Genomic DNA, 16,375 nt, shown 5'->3' on the forward strand with positions numbered 1-16,375 from the left:
TCTCTATTACAAATGCTTATATCTAAAATTTATCTGTTAAAGGTAAAACAACTGTCACTTTCAGACCTGGATGATTGTCCCAAAAGATAGTCTCACCCTTATGAAGTTTAATAATTTGCTTAGTGATAACTGTACCCATGCCATGTGTATCATAATTGCGGGATTTTTGATTGAGCTCTTGGACTTTTTTAGCACTAATAGAACCATTGTCTGTGATTATCAGCTGCGCGTGGTCTCCAACCTGTTGTAAGTTGAGTTTCAGTTGTGGCGAGGTATTGTGCGTTAGGCTGTTGAGAAGAATATTGTTGATGGCGCGTGTCAGCAGCGTTTTATTACCCAAAACAGGAGTTGCTTCTTCTGGCAGTTTAAAACTCAAATCAATCCCTTCATAGTTATTGTAGAGATCAGCTATGATTTGTCTGAGGAGACCATTAAGGTCAAAACTGGTCATTTCCTGCTCAATATCTTGATTCTCCAGCAGATAGCTCATATTAAGGTTGGAGATGATGTCCTCCATTTTATGAATATTAGCTTCGATTTGCTGAGTTTGATGACTGCGGCCTTGCAGAGTTTCAAGCTGGCTGGTGTAACCGAGCATGAGGGTCAGAGGGTTGCGCAGATCGTGACTGATACCGCGTATCCAATGGCTGCGCATTTCCTTGGTTTCAATCAAGAACTGCGAGGTCTGATTAAGAGCGGACTTGATTTCAGACAGGTTGCCTTTTTCATTAAGGACAACAGGTCGGCTGTCAGACAAATCAGCAAGAGCTTGAGTGATTGGTTTGAATTCCTTACGCAGCCTCATTTGCGACCGTAGATAAATAGCCAATAAGGCTATGATCAGTCCCACAAAAATACCTGCAACCAGCTTTGCGATGCTAAAGAAATTTTGGACGTTGTAGTAGTTGGCAGGATATTTTTCAAAAGACCCCTTGGGATAGCCTAAGATGAGAACTTTTTCACCAACGACAAAGGTAAAAACAGGATAATCGTCCAAATACCAGCGTGACGAACGAGCCACATCTGCCATGCTGTAGTGGCGCTTAAGCTTGTCTGGTAAGCGGTAGGATTGTTCAATGTTCCCTTGCTCTGACAATAGCATAAGCCAGATTTTTTGCTTGTCTAGAACTTTCTTATTCTGAGTGGTTAGCTGTAACTGGCTATGACTGACCATTGTTTTGACGATAGCTGTCGGCTCTTCATGACTGTTTTGCATGCTATCAATGATGTGATAGCTACCAAATAAAAAGATAAAAATGGCAGTCAGCCCCAGAAGAACCACTGTCGCAAAATAGGTCAGCAAAACCTTAGAAAAATACTTAAAAGTCGTCATTTAATCCACCCGCAGCTGGTAGCCCAGCCCCTTAATAGTAATGAGGTGGACAGGTTTAGACGGATTAGCCTCTATCTTCTGCCGCACCTTGCGGATATGAGCCATGAGCGTATTTTCATAACCTTGATAATTGTCGCCCCAAACCTTACTCAAGAGCTGGTCGAAGGTGACGATTTTATTTTTGTGATTGTATAGCACCTTGAGTAGGCTGTATTCTTTAGCGGTTAGCGGAATTTCTTGGTCCTCTTTGAGAATGGCTGCGCGCTCAAAATCAATCTGACAACTATCTAATTGCACCACGTCATCTTGCGGCGGATAGCTGCGCTTGAGAATGGACAAGAGCCGTAGTTCTAGTTCCTTAGGACGAAAAGGTTTGACGATGTAGTCATCCGCTCCCAGCTCGAAACCTTGGTATTGTTTTTCAATGTCAGACACCGCAGACAGAAAGAGCACAGGCATGGCTGAGGTCTTCCGAATTTCTCTCAGCACCTCAAAACCAGAGCCGTCTGGTAACATAATATCCAAAATCGCCAAGTCAAAGGCTTCCCTTTCCAGAAGCTCTAGGGCTTCTTTTTTGCTGGCAGCCCGTGTCAAATGACTGAAACCAGCAATAGATAGACTTTCTGTGATCATGTCTAAAATCTCAGGATTGTCATCTAAGATGAGTAGTTTTCTCTCTTTTTCTTTCATATCAGTTTACCTCAATCTTAGTATAGCATAATCAAAAAGCCCGCTCTGCCATTTTCCTAAAAATTAAGGAAGAATTAAGGTAGAGAGTAAGGACTGGTAAGGTAGGAACGCTATACTGAATATGTAAAGACAAGGAGGAAGTCAAATGATAACAATGATAGAACTGAAGAATGTCAAACGCGTTTTCGGTAAGCAGGTAGCAGTAGACTTGAGCGACTTGAGTATTGAGCAAGGGGAAATTTACGGTCTGATTGGGCCAAATGGTGCTGGTAAATCAACCATTATGAAAATGATATGTGGTCTTCTAGAACCCAGTTCTGGTCAGGTTACAGTGGCAAGTGTTCCTATGACAGATACCAATCGGATTGGTATTCTGAAACAAATAGGTTCTCTGATTGAAGAACCAGCCTACTACGATAATCTGACAGGTTTTGAGAATATGCAGATTCTCAAAGAGTTGAAGGGGCTGACTGATCATGACGTGGCAGAAGCGCTGGCTATTGTCCGTTTGACGGATCACAAGGATAAGCGTGTCAAACATTACTCGCTTGGAATGAAGCAGCGCCTTGGAATTGCTATGGCCATCATGGGTCGTCCAAAGTTAATTATCTTGGATGAACCAACTAATGGGCTTGACCCGCAGGCGCGTGAAGAGATTCGTAAGCTTATTCGTAGCCTGCCTGAGAAGTTTCACACCACGGTCATGATTTCTTCTCACGCGCTAGATGAAATCGAAAAAATGGTAACTCAGATTGGTATCATCGGAAAAGGTAAACTGCTCTACCAAGGAACAATTGGTCAGTTCAAGAGCCAGCATAGCAGCAATATCTGCTTGAGAACATCAGCCAATGATAAGGTGGCTGCGCTTTTGGGGCTTGATGCCAGTCAAATCCAACTAACAGAGCAGGGCATTTTATTGCCGCATTATGCTGATGCCCAACTGGCACAAGTCGTGAAACGCTTGGTGCTTGCTGATGTAGCTGTCTATCGCGTGGTTGAAGTTAGCAAGTCTTTGGAAGAGCTCTTTATTGACTTCACGGCTAGTGATGTCTTATAGGAGGTGGCTATGTTGAAACTTTTTAAGATTGAAACTAAAAAGTATCGGGGGTTACCCGTCTTTAGACTTTTGTTTGTTTCTCTTGTCATATCTATCTTATTTTCTTGCATACAGATTTTTGATCATAAAACCGCGGCAGATTTGGCGAGTCTGGCCAAACTCTATGGGGTTTGGGATGCAGTTGCTATGGTCAAAATTATTGTTCAGCCGGTGATATTGGCTAGTCTGGTTAGTATAGCTGTTCAGCTGGAAAATCGTCATAAGATGTGGAAAATTTTGACTAGCAGCGGTGTGGATTATAAGTCTATCTACGCTGTCAAATTCTGCTACATCTATGCCGCCTATGCCCTAATGCAAATCTTAGAATTCTTGGCGATAGCTACCCTGATTAAAATGAAGGGATATACCGTCAGCATACCGATAGGAAGAATGGTTTTGTATGGCCTGACCATGCTGGCTATTTCAGGGGCAATCATGCTTATTCATTATCTCTTGTCGCTCAAATGGGCTAATCAGCTCATCAGCTTGTCAGTAGCTGTTTTAGCAAGTTTGATGAGCGTGATTATGATTTTCATTTCAAAAGCTACTATGTATGTCATTCCTTATACTTGGTATGCTTTTCTCATAGCCAGTCAGCCTGAGAAAGTTGGCGACAAGTTTATTTACCGTATCGCTGCATTTGATTATTATCCTTTGATAGCCTCGATTATTCTAGGACTTGTCCTTTATCAAGTCGGCAAGCGCGTTAAGATTGGAGATTAAGATGACTTTATTAAAAATTGAATGCTTAAAATTATGTCGGGCAAGATTGTGGCTGCCGCTCTTAATCTTACCACTCTTGTCAGTTCTTTATGGCAGCGTGAATTATGCTGGTAATCAAGGCATACTACATAAAGAGTGGCTGAGCCTTTGGACACAAGTTTATCTCTTTTACGGTGCTTTCTTCTTTCCATGTATGATTGGTATTGTCTGCGCCTATATTTGGTATGGTGAACACAAACATAATAACATCAAACTTTTGCTGACGTCGGCTTATTCACTTAGGCAGATTATCTGGGCAAAAATGCTGCTAGCCCTTGCCTTGGTTATGCTGTCGCAAGTTTACTTTTTGGGTCTGTATTCTCTAAGTGGTTTCTTTTTCCACTTTAAGATGGCCTATCCACTGGAGCTGCTGGGCTGGAACTTAATAGCTACGCTCTTTTCCATTGCTTTGGTGGCCATCCAGTCTTATCTCTCGCTGGTGATTAAAAGCTTTGCACCGCCTGTTGCTTTGTCAATGCTGGTAGGACTTGGAGGCTTTATTCTCACTGCGCAAAATCTCATTCCAGAGCTTGGCTATGTTCTCGCTTCCTTAAAATTAGCTAGCTTGATGAACCAAACGGATACTTCTCATATTGTCTTGCCTATGTCTATGTGGCTGCGCTTTGTTATCTATTCAGCCCTGATTGTACTTGTATCCGTCTTTTTGCAGAGAAGACATCTGAAAAGACAAATGCGTTAAAACTAGTCAGCTTAGGCTGGCTTTTTTATGTATAGACAGAAAAAAACTGACAGCGCCTTCTGACGATTCCCGTCAAACCACGTCGTATAGTTCTAGCAAAAATCGCTAGTCTATCTCTTATCATGACCATCAGTCAAGTGTTGGTTCTCTTGTTCTACATTGCCAGTGCTCTGATCTTGAAAGTACCTATCCTTGACCATTTGACAGACTTCTGTCTCTGGTCCATTACAGGCTGGCGACCATTACTACTGTTACCATACAAGTTTTTATTGGCATTCGACTGAAAAACTTTGCAGTCCCCATTCTTATCTCCGCTGTTTTGGCTATGGCAGGTCTCATGATCCTCTTCGTTGGAAAAAGTCTGTTTACCATTTTCCCTTACACTCAAGTTGCTGTTGGTATTCAGGCACGTACTTCGCCACCTTTTACCTTTCCAGAATTAGCCTTGTTCTTAGAGCTTAATGCGCTTTACATTATTCTCTTTTATGGCTTAGCCGTTAGACAATTAAAGAAGAGATTCATCTGATTAGCATTTCATAATAAAAAATAAGAAGTCTGAAATCTATTACCTCAGACTTCTCTTCTAGTTTCATTTATACATCACGATTAAAATCACTGTCCAATTCAAGGAAAGGCTGAATATCTTGAACATATTCCAGAACACCTTGAAAATCGCCAGTTTCATTGCGCACAGCTGCATAAGTTACATAAACAAATTTATTCAGTTTTTCCGACTTAAACCACATATCAACCTTATCACGCTGACCGCTGCGTAAAAGTTCAAAAATCTTTTTAACTTTATCTAAAACTTTTGGTGGATGGCAAAGCTCCACATGGCGGCCAACTTGGCTTGGTGTCCGCTTAAATATCATTTCCTGAGCTGGAACACTGTCGTTATAATATTGGAAAATATCGTCCTTATTGACAAAGGTGATTTCTAAGGGCAGATTGTTGAGAATGAAATTGGCTTGCTCGACTGACAAATAGCCGTTGCCAAAGGGCTGCGGTGTTGTACGGTCTGCCGCTGCTTCCTTTTCTTTGGGTTTAAAGGTAATGGTAAACTGGCCTTCTGGCATCTCAATGACTTTTGTATTGGTCAGATCAGTCAAACTGCCTGTTGGGGCTTGGTCAAGAGCGTCAGCCAGCTTGTCGTCAGAAGTGTCTGCGGCAGCCTCATTTGCAAAAGACTGACGCTCAGGAACCCACTTTTCCAGTGGTTTAATAATGGCGTAGCCATAAGCATCGCTCTCGCTGGCTATCTGCAGCCAATCGTCTTGGGTGAGAGATTCCAAGAGAATCATGAGGAGGATAGCTTCTTCCTTGAAAATCATCTCTTCAAATTCTTTGGCAAAGGCTTCAAACTTATCTAATAAGTCTTTAATGGAACCCTCAGGCAGTTTTTCCAATGCTGCCTTGGCTTCCTTAAACAAATCACGAATCTCATCGTCCACTCCCCACATCACCTTGGGCGGAGCATCATGACCGTAGCGCTCCATAATGGGAAAGAAAAGCTTTTCCTTTCGTGTGTAGTGCTTCTCGAATTGCCCCAAAAGACTAAATTGATGCCTAAGTCCTTTTAGAATTTCCCCGTGAAATGCTTCATTTTCAGGCTTGGCATAGTTTTCGATAATGCGACGGATACGCATGATAGCTGCGCGGAGAGCCAAATTCTCATCCTTGAAAACCTTGACGGGATGCCCTTCCTGCTCAGTGTCTGGAACATCTACATCAGCAATAGCTCCTTTAAAAAGATTGGCGTGGACATTGCAAAGCTTCATGACATCTTCAAAGGTTACTCCCGTATCAGTCGACATCAGTTCATGCTCCATGAGACTGATTTCCATCGCTGAAACACCTGTAAAATGCTGTTCAAAGCGCTCCTGAACACTTTCTGGCGAGGCCCCTCGATGGAGTTCCAGTAAAATATCTTTTAAAATGTCAATTCTTTCATCTACCATCATTTGTCTCCAATCACTTCATAGCCATTAAAAGTCAAGGTTTTCTTGATGTCATCAAGTGAAATACCTGCCATCTTTGAACCCGTTTTCAGGCTGGTAACCTTACCAACTGTATTGAGCATCGCCGGATTAGCCAAAGGCTTAAAGCCTAGGTCAATGAGCAGTTCCTTGATTTCTGGATGTTCTTTTAAAACTTCTGCTACAGGCTTTGATAAATCTATCGTATTATTCATAAGAATACCTCACGTTATTGATAACTTTATTATAGCGGAAAATAAAGAAAAAACCAGAAAAGGGGCATTTCCTCCTTGGTTTCTCTTATCTTTATTTCGGGTTAAATCTTTCTCAAGAAAGAAAAAAGGACCAAATAGATCCCTTTTAGAAATTACCAGTGTTTCAAACTCTTGTTAATAGCATTGTAAATCGAATTGTTTTCATGAGGCACACAATCCTGAACCCATTCCCACCAGAAATAACCACCAACATAGTGTTTTGTGTATTTAGGCATGGTATAATATCTCTTTGCCATAGCACCCTTACTGTTTTTAGTTGCATTAGCCGCTGTATTACCGCATTCACCCATGCCAACATTTGAATTTGGAAACAGATTCTGTAGCCGACTGAAAACTACTTGCCAGTCAGGCTGGTAATCTTCATTATCATCTTCATAATAACTGATAAAACTATAGTCAAGCTTAGAACGCAACCTAACTGGAATATTTTTCTTAATCCAAGCTAGCATATCATGGTCATACTTAGGATTTTCATAATAAAAGGTCAAAGCAGTCTTACCACCTGCAGAAGAGATAATTTGATAGGCTGCCTTTAACTTACTGACAACCAACGTGTCCTTTTGTTTGATCCAGTCGCTGCCGTTTACTTCATTACCAATTTCCCAAATATCTGTATAGTCTGACAAATACCGGTAAGAATCCGCAAAACGTTTTTGGTAGCTCTTGACATCTTTATACTGTCTCATTTCATAAGAATCAACTGGGCAGGCCATGACATAAGCGACCCGGTGAATCTTTTTGAATAGCCTGACATAATCCTTGGGAGATGTATCTTTAGACATGACAATTCTAGCAGTTGGCTTGACAGGCATGGCTTTCAGCGCTGATACAATGTCAGCTGTTTTAGTCGTGTCATACCAGCTGTCATCAATCGTCACACCATAAATTTGCTCATCCTTTTTCAAAGTCGTTTTTCTTGGCCTAATCTTACTGACACAAAGCCCTATAAACACAAAGATGGATAGACAAAGCAAACCTATTAGTATCATTTGACTTTTTCTTTTCATTGTTTCTCCCTCAAATGACAAATCATATTATGGTAATTCTCTTGCGGGACTTCTTATCGTACTTCCAACTTTTAGACTACTTATACCTATTAACTTAAATCTCTAAGGCAAAGCCGTAGCTTGCCTGTTTGAAACCGTAGTTTTGATAGAACTGATGCGCCTTATTGCGTTCATCTCTAATGCCACTATTCAGCGCTAAGGCATAGGCCCCTTCTAGGTGGGCAACTTCCTTCACGTGATCGATTAAAGAAGTCGCGACTCCTTGATGACGGTAGCTTTTTCCGACAGCCAAGGCAAGAATGCGATAATAAAACCCATCACGTTCAAAAAAATACATTTTTGAAAAACCAATAAAACCAACGACCTGATCATCAAGAAGAGCTATTTTTAACTGATAATTAGGCTGCTTCAACAAATGACTTAAACGCTTTTCTAATGACCTTTTATCTGTTGGATAGCCTAAATCAACATACAAGGGCAGCAGTTTCTTGAGGTCAGAAGACTGATAATGTCTGATTTCCATAAGAATCACTCCTTCAGGGCTTCAAATTTCGCTTTCATTGTCGGGTTTTTGCGGGTTAGTTTTTTGACGGAAACGTCGTCTAGTTTATTATTGGCCAAGCGCAATTGATTTTCGCTGGTAGTTAGAGCGGTCTTAACAGCTTCCATCCGCTTAATGGCCTTGTCAATTTCATCAATGGCTTTTTGGAAATTTTTACTGGCTGAATTATAGTTCTTGGCAAAGGCATTTTTGAAGGTTTCCAAATCATCTTCAAAGTGGGTAATGTCAATATTCTGTTCACGGACCAAAGCCAGCTCCTGCTTATATTTGAGTGAATTGAGGGCTGCATTGCGCAAGAGGCCAATTAACTGGATAAAGAACTGCGGCCGCACCACATACATCTTCTCATACTCATGACTAACATCAACAATACCTGTATTAAAGTAATCATTATCAGCCTCCAGCATGGTTACCAGAACCGCATACTCGCACTTCTTCTCACGGCGATCTTTGTCCAATTCCTTATAAAAATCACTGTTTTTATGCTTGGTCTTGGTTGTATCGGCTTCATTTTTCATCTCAAACATGATGGAAAGAATCTCAACCCCATTGTCATCAGCTTCACGAAAAATAAAGTCTCCCTTAGAACCAGAAGCAGACGACACCTCATTATCCTTGCCAAAGTAAGCATTCGGAAAGGCATAGGAACGAACTTTGTTGAACTCACTTTCTGCATAAGCTTCTAAGCTCTCGCCGATGGCCTTGGTCGATTGCTGCGCCTTGAAATTTTTATAAAATTCAACTTGCTCATTAGCAGCCTTAAGCTGTACTTCGTAATCGCTGCGCACTGCAGCTAAGGACAATGCTGATTCCTTTTCCTGCACCACCAATTGATTTTGCGCCTCATCGCGCTCCTTTTCAATCTGAGCAAGGGTCTTTTGCAGCTGATTTTCATGCTCCAAACGCAGCTTGTCTACTTGATTTTTCAGACTCTGCACTTCCTTATCCTTGTCAGACAAAGCATTAGCCAGTTCCAACGCATTCTTATCGGATAACTTATCCAACTCAGCCCTTAACTCAGCAATCTCCTTATCCTTATCACTGAGATTAGCCTGCAAGTCATTCTTTGACTTTTCTTGCAAAAGCTGAGTTTCTCGCTCTAGACGCTCATGAATCTCTTTTTCAAACTCTGCTCCTCGCACCTGAGCCAAAAGCTGACTGTATTCTGTTTCGTTGATCGTAAAAACTGTCCCGCAGTGGGGGCATTTGATTTCGTTCATGGTTTCTCCTTTAATTGATAGTTTTTGTTGTTAAACTTCTATTAAATATCATCTCTATTTTTTATAAAATAATTCCAAACACTACCATTATACCCCAATCAAGACAAAAAAGCACTGGGTTTAGCGTTTGGATACTCTTAAGGCTGACCATCAATTAAAGATCCAGTTAAATATAAATTGATATTTGAGTGTTTTAAAAAAACCTGTAAAATGTCGGGTTAACATTTAAAAGAGTTTTGTATTTGTTTACTTATAAAAAGGAGAAAACCTCATTTTTCATGGTTCTCTCCCTTTTGCTTCCCTGCCCTTGTTGGACAATTTGTCCTCTTTAAAATGTCAATCCACTGATTTCAGAGCCTCTAACATATCGAGATTTTTGAGACGGCGGTTGACCAGCCAGCCCAAAACTAGCAAAATCAAGAGGATAAAGAAAACTGGAATAAGATAAACAGTACTGTCAACTGTTGTGCCAAACATGACATTATCCGAACCAATCATTTCCATAATGAATTGATGCAGATAACGCCCTGAGAATAAACCAAGAACAATTCCCACTAAGGAAAGCACAATGGTTTCCCGATAAATATAGAGGGTTACTTCTCTATTGTAAAATCCTAGAACCTTAATGGTCGATAGTTCTCTAATTCGCTCGGCAATATTGATATTAGTCAAATTATAAAGAATAACAAGAGCTAAAAGAATGGTGTTGAAGACTAAAACAGTCATAGCAGCGTTCAGTGAGGTTACAATGGTTTTAATAGTCTTCATGCGAGCTGTATTTTGCGTAACCGAGGCAACATTAGTCATGGCTAAAAGCTTTGTTGCTGTATCCTTAATATGGGAGGTCGAATCATCTTTTAAATTGATAAAATAGGCATTCTTATCTGGTTTGTCAGCAAAGATTTGCTGGTAAACAGACTGGGTCATAAAAAGATAATGGCCAGCATTCATCTTAACGATTGCTGCCACTTTCACGCGTCTTCTTTTCCCGCTATTGTCCTTGAGAGTAAAGCTGTCACCTGCTTTAACCTTGTAAAAACGAGCTAATTTTTCAGAAATCAGGGCGCCTTCTTTTGGCAAGCGCAAGGATTTTCCAGAAGCAAGGTCTTGCAAGTGGACAAAGTCAGCAAAATCTTTCTTGTCCGATACCATAACGGCAATGGTCTGACGGTCCTTGATATTGGGAATCTTTTCCATCATGTGGGTATAGTAAAGACTTTGATAGCTGGATATTTCTTTTGATTTTAAGAAATCCGTCAACTCTTTATTATCCTTAGCGTCTTCCTTCTTGGTAACGACTAAATGATAAGGGGTTAGCTGTGTGAACTGCTCCTTGATAACCTTTCCCAAAGAAGACTGTATACCAAGTCCTGCAAAGAGTAAAGCTACAGAACCAGCAACACCAAAAACAGTCATCAGCATCCGCTGCTTATAGCGAAAAATATTTCGCGTGGTTACCTTATGCGTGAAACTTAAATGATTCCAGATAAATCCCACTCTCTCCAATAAGATTTTTGCCCCTCTCATCGGCGTCTTAGGCAGTAATAATTGAGCTGGCTTTTCACTTAGTTCCCGTCTGGCAATTAAGTAGGCGGGTAAGACGGCACTGATAAGTCCCAAAACAAGGGCAATGAGACTGTAAGTCCAATAGAAGGCAAGATGCGGATTGCCAATAGTCATTTTACCTGTAAAAATCTGAGCAACAATTCTAGCCAGAAGATAATGGCCGCCAAGGATTCCAAGAATGGTCCCTATTAAACTTGCCACAGCTCCATAAATCAGAAATTTTCTAATTACATCTCCATTAGAATAGCCCAGAGCCTTTAAAAGACCTGAATTGCTTCTTTCTTCATCAATAAAACGTGTCATTGTCGTAAAGGTAACCAGAGCCGCAACGGCATAGAGGACAATAGGAAAGATATTGCCAAGATTGCCCATGCTATTAGCATTAGAGTTATAAACAGTGTAACCTTCACCGCCTAACATGGTAGAGCGTGTATAAGTACTGTAAGTTGGCTCTGCCATAGCATCAACCTCAGCCTGGGCCTTTTGAATCTGCTTTTCTTTCTTAACAAGATCAAGCCTTGCCTTTTGGAGAGATTGTACCGCCTGCTGCTGCCGATAAGAGGATGGCAGAGCATTGACTTCTTCGGTTTTTTCTTGCAGCTGCTTTTTAGCTGCAGCTAAAGCCAGCTTACTCTGGTCAACTTTTGCCTGCGGTGCTTTCTTTAAATCAGCCAAACGCTTTTCCCCATTATCTTCCAGTAACTTATCCAGCTTATCTTGATAATAATTGACCCGTGAGCTGTAATCATCAGAAAAGGGATTGCTGTTTTTCAATTTACGATAGCGAATACGCGCTAAGGTATTGGTCTTATTAGCAAAGGCTGATGAAGTGACCAGAGCATAACTTGATAGGCTACCGTCCCCTGCTGTTGACGCTCCTAAATTTAAAGTTGACCATATTTCTGATGAATTGATAAAGCCAACAACCTTGAAGGTTCTTCTCTTTAATAAAGACTTTTGAGAAGACTGAAAAGTCAAAGTGTCTCCAATTTTGTAGTCTTTATTCAAGGTTGAAATCAAAGCAATTTCGTTTTCCTTTTTGGGTAAACGCCCCGATGTTACTTGATAGGTTGAAAGAGACTGACTGTCAGAAAATACACGCATGGCATCATCTTTACCTTCAAGCGTCATGTCGCTTAGTTTGCCAAAATCCACCTGCGTATTTTTAAGATGCTTTAATTCTGCTTCATCATCTCGACTAAAACCATAGTTGGCTGTGACAAACAGATCTGCCGTTCGATGCGTTTTCAGATAATCTTTTGCCAGAGTTTGCATATTGGGCTTGGTTGCTTTTAGACCGATAAAGGTAAAAGACCCCAGAAACATCAAAAGCAGAATTGAAATGAAACGTCCTTTAGATTGTCGTAAGGCAATATAAATCGTTTTCCAGTAAATCCTTCTTTTCATAAGACCAGCCTCCTTAATATGTCAAGTTCTCAATATCCTGAGGCTGCTCATTGATTTCAACAGCTTTGACTTTGGCATCATGCAAATGAATAACTCGATTAGCAATCGGTGCTAGGGCAGAATTATGGGTCACAATAACCACAGTCGAACCTTTTTGACGCGACATATCCTGTAAGAGTTTAAGAATTTGTTTGCCTGTTTGATAATCCAGTGCACCTGTTGGTTCATCGCACAAGAGCAATTTGGGATTTTTAGCCAGTGCCCGCGCAATGGATACACGCTGCTGTTCACCGCCAGATAACTGGGCAGGGAAATTATTTAAACGCCCGCCCAGCCCTACTTCGTTCAAAGTTTCTTCAGCATCTCTAGCATGACTAACAATTTCAGAAGCCAATTCAACATTTTCCTTGGCTGTTAAATTGGGGACCAAATTATAAAACTGAAAGACAAAGCCAACATCATTACGACGATAAGTCGTCAGCTGTTTCTGATTATAGTCTGCGATATTGACACCATCAATGATGACCTGACCTTCATCATTATTATCCATACCCCCAAGAATATTAAGAACCGTTGATTTTCCAGCACCGGATGCTCCTAGAATAATCACCAATTCCCCCTTTTCAACCTCAAAGCTAATGTCATCATTGGCAACAATCTCGCTTTCACCCATCTGATAGCGCTTATAGGAATGCTGCATTTCAATATAAGCCATAAGAAAACCTCCTTATTTAGACGTGTGTTGATTTAATTTTTGCTTTAGTATATAATGATTTCAAGACAAAAACAAGCATCATTATTTAGACAAATGTCTATTTAAGGAGAAAATATGGTTCAAAAACGACAGACACAAAGCAAGGCTAAAATAAAAGCAGCCATTACTGAGCTGCTGCTGGAAAATTCCGATTTCAATAGCATTACCATTCGAAAAATTACTGAAAAGGCTCAGGTTAATCGCAGTACTTTTTATCTGCATTATCAAGATAAATATGATCTTGTCAATAAACTGGCTCATGAAGTGACGGGAGATTTCAAAAAATACTTGATGACCAATTCTGCCAATAAAGACCTTCGGGCAAACCTCATCCAAGGCTTAACTTACCTTAAAAGTCAGCAAAAATTTATTTATGCTTTATCACAAATTATCCAAATTAATTTTTCTCAAAAAACGAGGAATTTTATTCAAGAATTGATCGATGAGGTTCCCTCTTTCTTTTATGACACCATCAATCCTAACTTAGGCCTGTCCCAAAAATATATGGCCGTTACTTATGTCGCCAGTCTTGAAAGCCTTTATATGCAATGGGTTCTAAGCGGTGCTCAAGAATCCCCGCAAGAGATTGCTGATATGTTCTTGATTGTTAGAGGCTTTTACCAAAACACTTAATACTCAATGAAAATCACAATCAGACTAGGCGACGCAGATGCAGATAGAACTGTCTTCATCAAATCAAGGCAACAACGTCTGAGTTTGATTTTCGAAGACTATAAAAAGTAAACATCCCCGCCTGACAAAACAGACGGGGGTAGTTATTATTTCAATTTATTAAGATAGTATTTAAGAGAGCTTTCGTCAAGACCGCCTGCAATCTTTTGCGAAAGACTGCCATCGCTGTTGATAAAAATATGGGTTGGAATAGAGCGAATGCCGTAAGCCTTAACAAAATTATCTTTATAGTCGTAAAGAATAGGATAAGTAATTCCTTTTTTCTTTGCTTTTGCTAAAATAGTGCTTCTCTCTTTATCAATAGGATTATTGTTTTGATATTTCAAATCACTGGGCGATGTTACAGACAGAAAAACAAAATTTTTCTTGCCTTTATAGGCTTGATAAACTTTTTTCAAACCAGGAATTTCCTGCATGCAGGGATCGCACCAAGTTGCCCAAACATTGATATAAACTTTTTTCCCTTTATAGTCAGACAGACTGACAATTTTGTCCTTTTTATTTTTTAATTTGAATGCAGGTGCTGACTTTTTAGCTGTCTGAACTAATTTAGGAGATGTTTTACCTTGAGCAGAAGACTTTGTCTGATTTATTAATCCCATTCCTAATAAGCTAACACCGAGAGCTAATGGCAACATAAACTTTTTCATGACTATCTCCTTTTAATTAAATAAGTGTGCTATTTTAGCAAATGAACCGGTCAAAATGGAAATTCCAATAATAATGAGAAGAATCCCTGAAACAAGCTTAGTATACTTTAAAAACCGCTGTTGTTTTTTAAAAATAGTCATTAGCTTCTGTGAGAAGACAGCAATTAAAACAAAAGGGAGAATAAATCCTAAACAATAGACTAAAATGAGCAAAACACTGTAAATTCCCTGATGAGTGCTGGCATACAAGAAAACACTGGCTAAAATCGGACCAATACAAGGGGTCCAAGAAAAACTAAAGGCAAAGCCCATCAAAAAGGCGATGAGTGGTGTCACTCTCTGGCCGGCTTGATAAACTCGATTTTTAGCTGAAAATTCTCTTGTCAAAAAACGAGATTTAATAAGCCCTATCTGGACTAATCCCATAATCAGAATTAAAACACCACCCAAATTCTGAAGAAAGTGGATATGACTTTGAAGAAACTGACTGATAAGACTGCTAGCAAAAGCTAGGATAAAAAAGGTAGCTGCTATGCCAGAAGTAAATAAGAGTGTATTGCTAAAAACTTTTCGCCTATCCCAAATTAATTCTCCAGATTGCTGCTCTTCTCCCTGACCAGCTAAAACACCAATATAAACGGGCAAAATAGGCAAGACACAAGGGGAGAAAAATGATAGAAGCCCTTCAATAAAGAGCGTTAAAATCGTAACATGTTGAAGATTCATCTCATTCCTTTATCAGCATTTTAAATCTTTTTGTTTATTATATCAAAAAAGCGTTTTCCAACTTTAAGCGTAATTTAAGGAATCATTACAGTTTAACTGAAAGAGCAAATCTAAAGTTTAGGATTTGAATTTTTCAAAGGTCGCTGCTATCTTGTCTGCCACCTGTCTGTGATAATCTTTCTCAAGTTTGACTTGCGTATCCGCAAAAGGGGTCAAATCTGCAAAATCACCCACCTGCACACTATAAAATGCTGCTTGAAACATAGCAATATCATTGCGATCATTACCAAAAGCAACAAAATCGTGATCAAAAAGTTCCTGAATGGTTGAAGACTTAGTGACTTCCTTGGGATTGAGATAGAGACAGCTTTCATCCTCATGAAAAGTAATGTCTAACTGTCTCAACTTAGCTAACTGATGACTGATTTCCGCTATCTTTTCAGAATGATCTCCAAAGAAAATAACCATTTTAATGGGATGTTTCAATTCTTCAACCCTTACTTTTTTGGCCAATTTTAAAGGATCCACACTATGAATAAAAGGAATAAACTGTCCCAAATGGTGTGCATAATTAAAATCATCATCCACAAAATAAGGAAGCTGATAGCGATGACAGAACTGAAGAGCCAAAGCAAAAGCCTGATGATTCATAGGCTTTTCCAAAATTAATTTACCAGCTTTATAGGCAAGCCCGCCATTAAGGCCAATGACAGTTTTTCGGCTTAATTCCTGACCTAAAACATCTATGCAGTCACGGTAAGAGCGTGCCGAAGCAAAGCAAATCTGATGACCATAGCTAGGGGCTTCATGTAAGATCGTTTTGATTCTCTCGTCTATCTGAAAACGATCAAAACAAATCGTCCCATCTATATCAAATACAAACTGCATTACCATCTCCTTTTATCTTTTTTGCCTAATACTTTTTTCATCTGCTCACTTTAATAAAAAAGACTGAGAA

Annotated in this window: 16 protein-coding genes and 1 pseudogene; 5 read left to right on the forward strand and 12 right to left on the reverse strand. The window is 39.9% G+C overall.

Annotation, left to right across the window (positions count from 1 at the left end):
- Positions 1-22: 22 nt before the first annotated feature.
- Positions 23-1,333 carry a sensor histidine kinase gene (locus tag SRA_RS05335; RefSeq protein ID WP_003088462.1) on the reverse strand — a complete coding sequence of 437 codons (1,311 nt, stop codon included), beginning with the start codon at positions 1,331-1,333 and terminating at the stop codon, positions 23-25.
- The gene (locus tag SRA_RS05340) at positions 1,334-2,023 is read right to left on the reverse strand and encodes a response regulator transcription factor (RefSeq protein ID WP_003088464.1); all 690 of its coding nucleotides are present in this window, start codon (positions 2,021-2,023) and stop codon (positions 1,334-1,336) included. It abuts the gene before it with no gap.
- Between the two features lie 145 nt (positions 2,024-2,168).
- Here SRA_RS05340 and SRA_RS05345 point away from each other — a divergent pair, with 145 nt between their 5' ends.
- The 4 genes and pseudogenes from SRA_RS05345 to SRA_RS10460 all read left to right on the forward strand — a co-directional run.
- Positions 2,169-3,080 carry an ABC transporter ATP-binding protein gene (locus SRA_RS05345; RefSeq protein WP_003088467.1) on the forward strand — a complete coding sequence of 304 codons (912 nt, stop codon included), beginning with the start codon at positions 2,169-2,171 and terminating at the stop codon, positions 3,078-3,080.
- Positions 3,081-3,089: 9 nt separating this feature from the next.
- On the forward strand, positions 3,090-3,842 hold the full coding sequence (locus SRA_RS05350) for an ABC transporter permease (RefSeq protein WP_003088478.1): 753 nt from the start codon (positions 3,090-3,092) through the stop codon (positions 3,840-3,842).
- Between the two features lies 1 nt (position 3,843).
- Positions 3,844-4,581 (forward strand): ABC transporter permease, encoded by a 738-nt coding sequence (locus tag SRA_RS05355; protein WP_003088480.1) that lies wholly within the window; start codon positions 3,844-3,846, stop codon positions 4,579-4,581.
- 50 nt (positions 4,582-4,631) lie between these two features.
- Positions 4,632-5,107: pseudogene (locus SRA_RS10460) on the forward strand (ABC transporter permease); the annotation flags it as partial.
- 67 nt (positions 5,108-5,174) lie between these two features.
- On the opposite strand, the gene SRA_RS05365 reads toward SRA_RS10460, so the two are convergent.
- The 7 genes from SRA_RS05365 to SRA_RS05395 all read right to left on the reverse strand — a co-directional run bounded on the left by SRA_RS05365 (position 5,175) and on the right by SRA_RS05395 (position 13,309).
- Complete coding sequence (locus SRA_RS05365) at positions 5,175-6,539, reverse strand: DUF438 domain-containing protein (protein ID WP_003088485.1); 1,365 nt, start codon at positions 6,537-6,539, stop codon at positions 5,175-5,177.
- On the reverse strand, positions 6,539-6,772 hold the full coding sequence (locus tag SRA_RS05370; RefSeq protein ID WP_003088487.1) for a DUF1858 domain-containing protein: 234 nt from the start codon (positions 6,770-6,772) through the stop codon (positions 6,539-6,541). Before SRA_RS05370 ends, SRA_RS05365 begins: the two co-directional genes overlap by 1 nt.
- Before the next feature lie 152 nt (positions 6,773-6,924).
- A complete protein-coding gene (locus SRA_RS05375; protein ID WP_037611372.1) occupies positions 6,925-7,839 on the reverse strand; it encodes a hypothetical protein in 915 nt (304 codons plus the stop codon).
- 94 nt (positions 7,840-7,933) lie between these two features.
- Positions 7,934-8,362: a GNAT family N-acetyltransferase gene (locus SRA_RS05380; RefSeq protein WP_003088491.1), complete on the reverse strand. Its 429-nt coding sequence runs from the start codon at positions 8,360-8,362 to the stop codon at positions 7,934-7,936.
- A gap of 5 nt (positions 8,363-8,367) precedes the next feature.
- Positions 8,368-9,621 (reverse strand): DUF2130 domain-containing protein, encoded by a 1,254-nt coding sequence (locus SRA_RS05385; protein ID WP_003088493.1) that lies wholly within the window; start codon positions 9,619-9,621, stop codon positions 8,368-8,370.
- A 336-nt stretch (positions 9,622-9,957) separates the two neighbouring features.
- Positions 9,958-12,594 (reverse strand): ABC transporter permease, encoded by a 2,637-nt coding sequence (locus SRA_RS05390; protein ID WP_003088495.1) that lies wholly within the window; start codon positions 12,592-12,594, stop codon positions 9,958-9,960.
- Between the two features lie 13 nt (positions 12,595-12,607).
- Positions 12,608-13,309 (reverse strand): ABC transporter ATP-binding protein, encoded by a 702-nt coding sequence (locus SRA_RS05395; RefSeq protein WP_003088497.1) that lies wholly within the window; start codon positions 13,307-13,309, stop codon positions 12,608-12,610.
- 114 nt (positions 13,310-13,423) lie between these two features.
- Between SRA_RS05395 and SRA_RS05400 the strand changes: the two genes are divergently transcribed.
- Positions 13,424-13,981, forward strand: a complete 558-nt coding sequence (locus SRA_RS05400) for a TetR/AcrR family transcriptional regulator (protein WP_003088498.1) — start codon at positions 13,424-13,426, stop codon at positions 13,979-13,981.
- Positions 13,982-14,127: 146 nt separating this feature from the next.
- Here SRA_RS05400 and SRA_RS05405 read toward each other — a convergent pair whose 3' ends face one another.
- From SRA_RS05405 to SRA_RS05415, 3 genes are all read right to left on the reverse strand, one after another.
- Positions 14,128-14,691: a TlpA family protein disulfide reductase gene (locus tag SRA_RS05405; RefSeq protein WP_003088500.1), complete on the reverse strand. Its 564-nt coding sequence runs from the start codon at positions 14,689-14,691 to the stop codon at positions 14,128-14,130.
- Between the two features lie 12 nt (positions 14,692-14,703).
- Positions 14,704-15,417 (reverse strand): cytochrome c biogenesis CcdA family protein, encoded by a 714-nt coding sequence (locus SRA_RS05410; RefSeq protein ID WP_003088503.1) that lies wholly within the window; start codon positions 15,415-15,417, stop codon positions 14,704-14,706.
- 117 nt (positions 15,418-15,534) lie between these two features.
- Positions 15,535-16,305, reverse strand: coding sequence for an HAD-IIB family hydrolase (locus SRA_RS05415; RefSeq protein WP_003088505.1), 771 nt, complete (start codon positions 16,303-16,305; stop codon positions 15,535-15,537).
- Positions 16,306-16,375 lie beyond the last annotated feature (70 nt).

The organism is Streptococcus ratti FA-1 = DSM 20564 (genome assembly GCF_000286075.1).
GTDB lineage: Bacteria > Bacillota > Bacilli > Lactobacillales > Streptococcaceae > Streptococcus > Streptococcus ratti.

What these genes read in the sequence shown, in the direction of transcription:
- SRA_RS05365 (WP_003088485.1), bottom strand. Translation starts at nt 6,539, where the DNA reads ATGGTAGATGAAAGAATTGACATTTTAAAAGATATTTTACTGGAACTC.
- SRA_RS05395 (WP_003088497.1), bottom strand. Translation starts at nt 13,309, where the DNA reads ATGGCTTATATTGAAATGCAGCATTCCTATAAGCGCTATCAGATGGGT.
- SRA_RS05350 (WP_003088478.1), top strand. Translation starts at nt 3,090, where the DNA reads ATGTTGAAACTTTTTAAGATTGAAACTAAAAAGTATCGGGGGTTACCC.
- SRA_RS05400 (WP_003088498.1), top strand. Translation starts at nt 13,424, where the DNA reads ATGGTTCAAAAACGACAGACACAAAGCAAGGCTAAAATAAAAGCAGCC.
- SRA_RS05410 (WP_003088503.1), bottom strand. Translation starts at nt 15,417, where the DNA reads ATGAATCTTCAACATGTTACGATTTTAACGCTCTTTATTGAAGGGCTT.
- SRA_RS05370 (WP_003088487.1), bottom strand. Translation starts at nt 6,772, where the DNA reads ATGAATAATACGATAGATTTATCAAAGCCTGTAGCAGAAGTTTTAAAA.
- SRA_RS05405 (WP_003088500.1), bottom strand. Translation starts at nt 14,691, where the DNA reads ATGAAAAAGTTTATGTTGCCATTAGCTCTCGGTGTTAGCTTATTAGGA.
- SRA_RS05415 (WP_003088505.1), bottom strand. Translation starts at nt 16,305, where the DNA reads ATGCAGTTTGTATTTGATATAGATGGGACGATTTGTTTTGATCGTTTT.
- SRA_RS05390 (WP_003088495.1), bottom strand. Translation starts at nt 12,594, where the DNA reads ATGAAAAGAAGGATTTACTGGAAAACGATTTATATTGCCTTACGACAA.
- SRA_RS05375 (WP_037611372.1), bottom strand. Translation starts at nt 7,839, where the DNA reads ATGAAAAGAAAAAGTCAAATGATACTAATAGGTTTGCTTTGTCTATCC.
- SRA_RS05340 (WP_003088464.1), bottom strand. Translation starts at nt 2,023, where the DNA reads ATGAAAGAAAAAGAGAGAAAACTACTCATCTTAGATGACAATCCTGAG.
- SRA_RS05380 (WP_003088491.1), bottom strand. Translation starts at nt 8,362, where the DNA reads ATGGAAATCAGACATTATCAGTCTTCTGACCTCAAGAAACTGCTGCCC.
- SRA_RS05345 (WP_003088467.1), top strand. Translation starts at nt 2,169, where the DNA reads ATGATAACAATGATAGAACTGAAGAATGTCAAACGCGTTTTCGGTAAG.
- SRA_RS05355 (WP_003088480.1), top strand. Translation starts at nt 3,844, where the DNA reads ATGACTTTATTAAAAATTGAATGCTTAAAATTATGTCGGGCAAGATTG.
- SRA_RS05335 (WP_003088462.1), bottom strand. Translation starts at nt 1,333, where the DNA reads ATGACGACTTTTAAGTATTTTTCTAAGGTTTTGCTGACCTATTTTGCG.
- SRA_RS05385 (WP_003088493.1), bottom strand. Translation starts at nt 9,621, where the DNA reads ATGAACGAAATCAAATGCCCCCACTGCGGGACAGTTTTTACGATCAAC.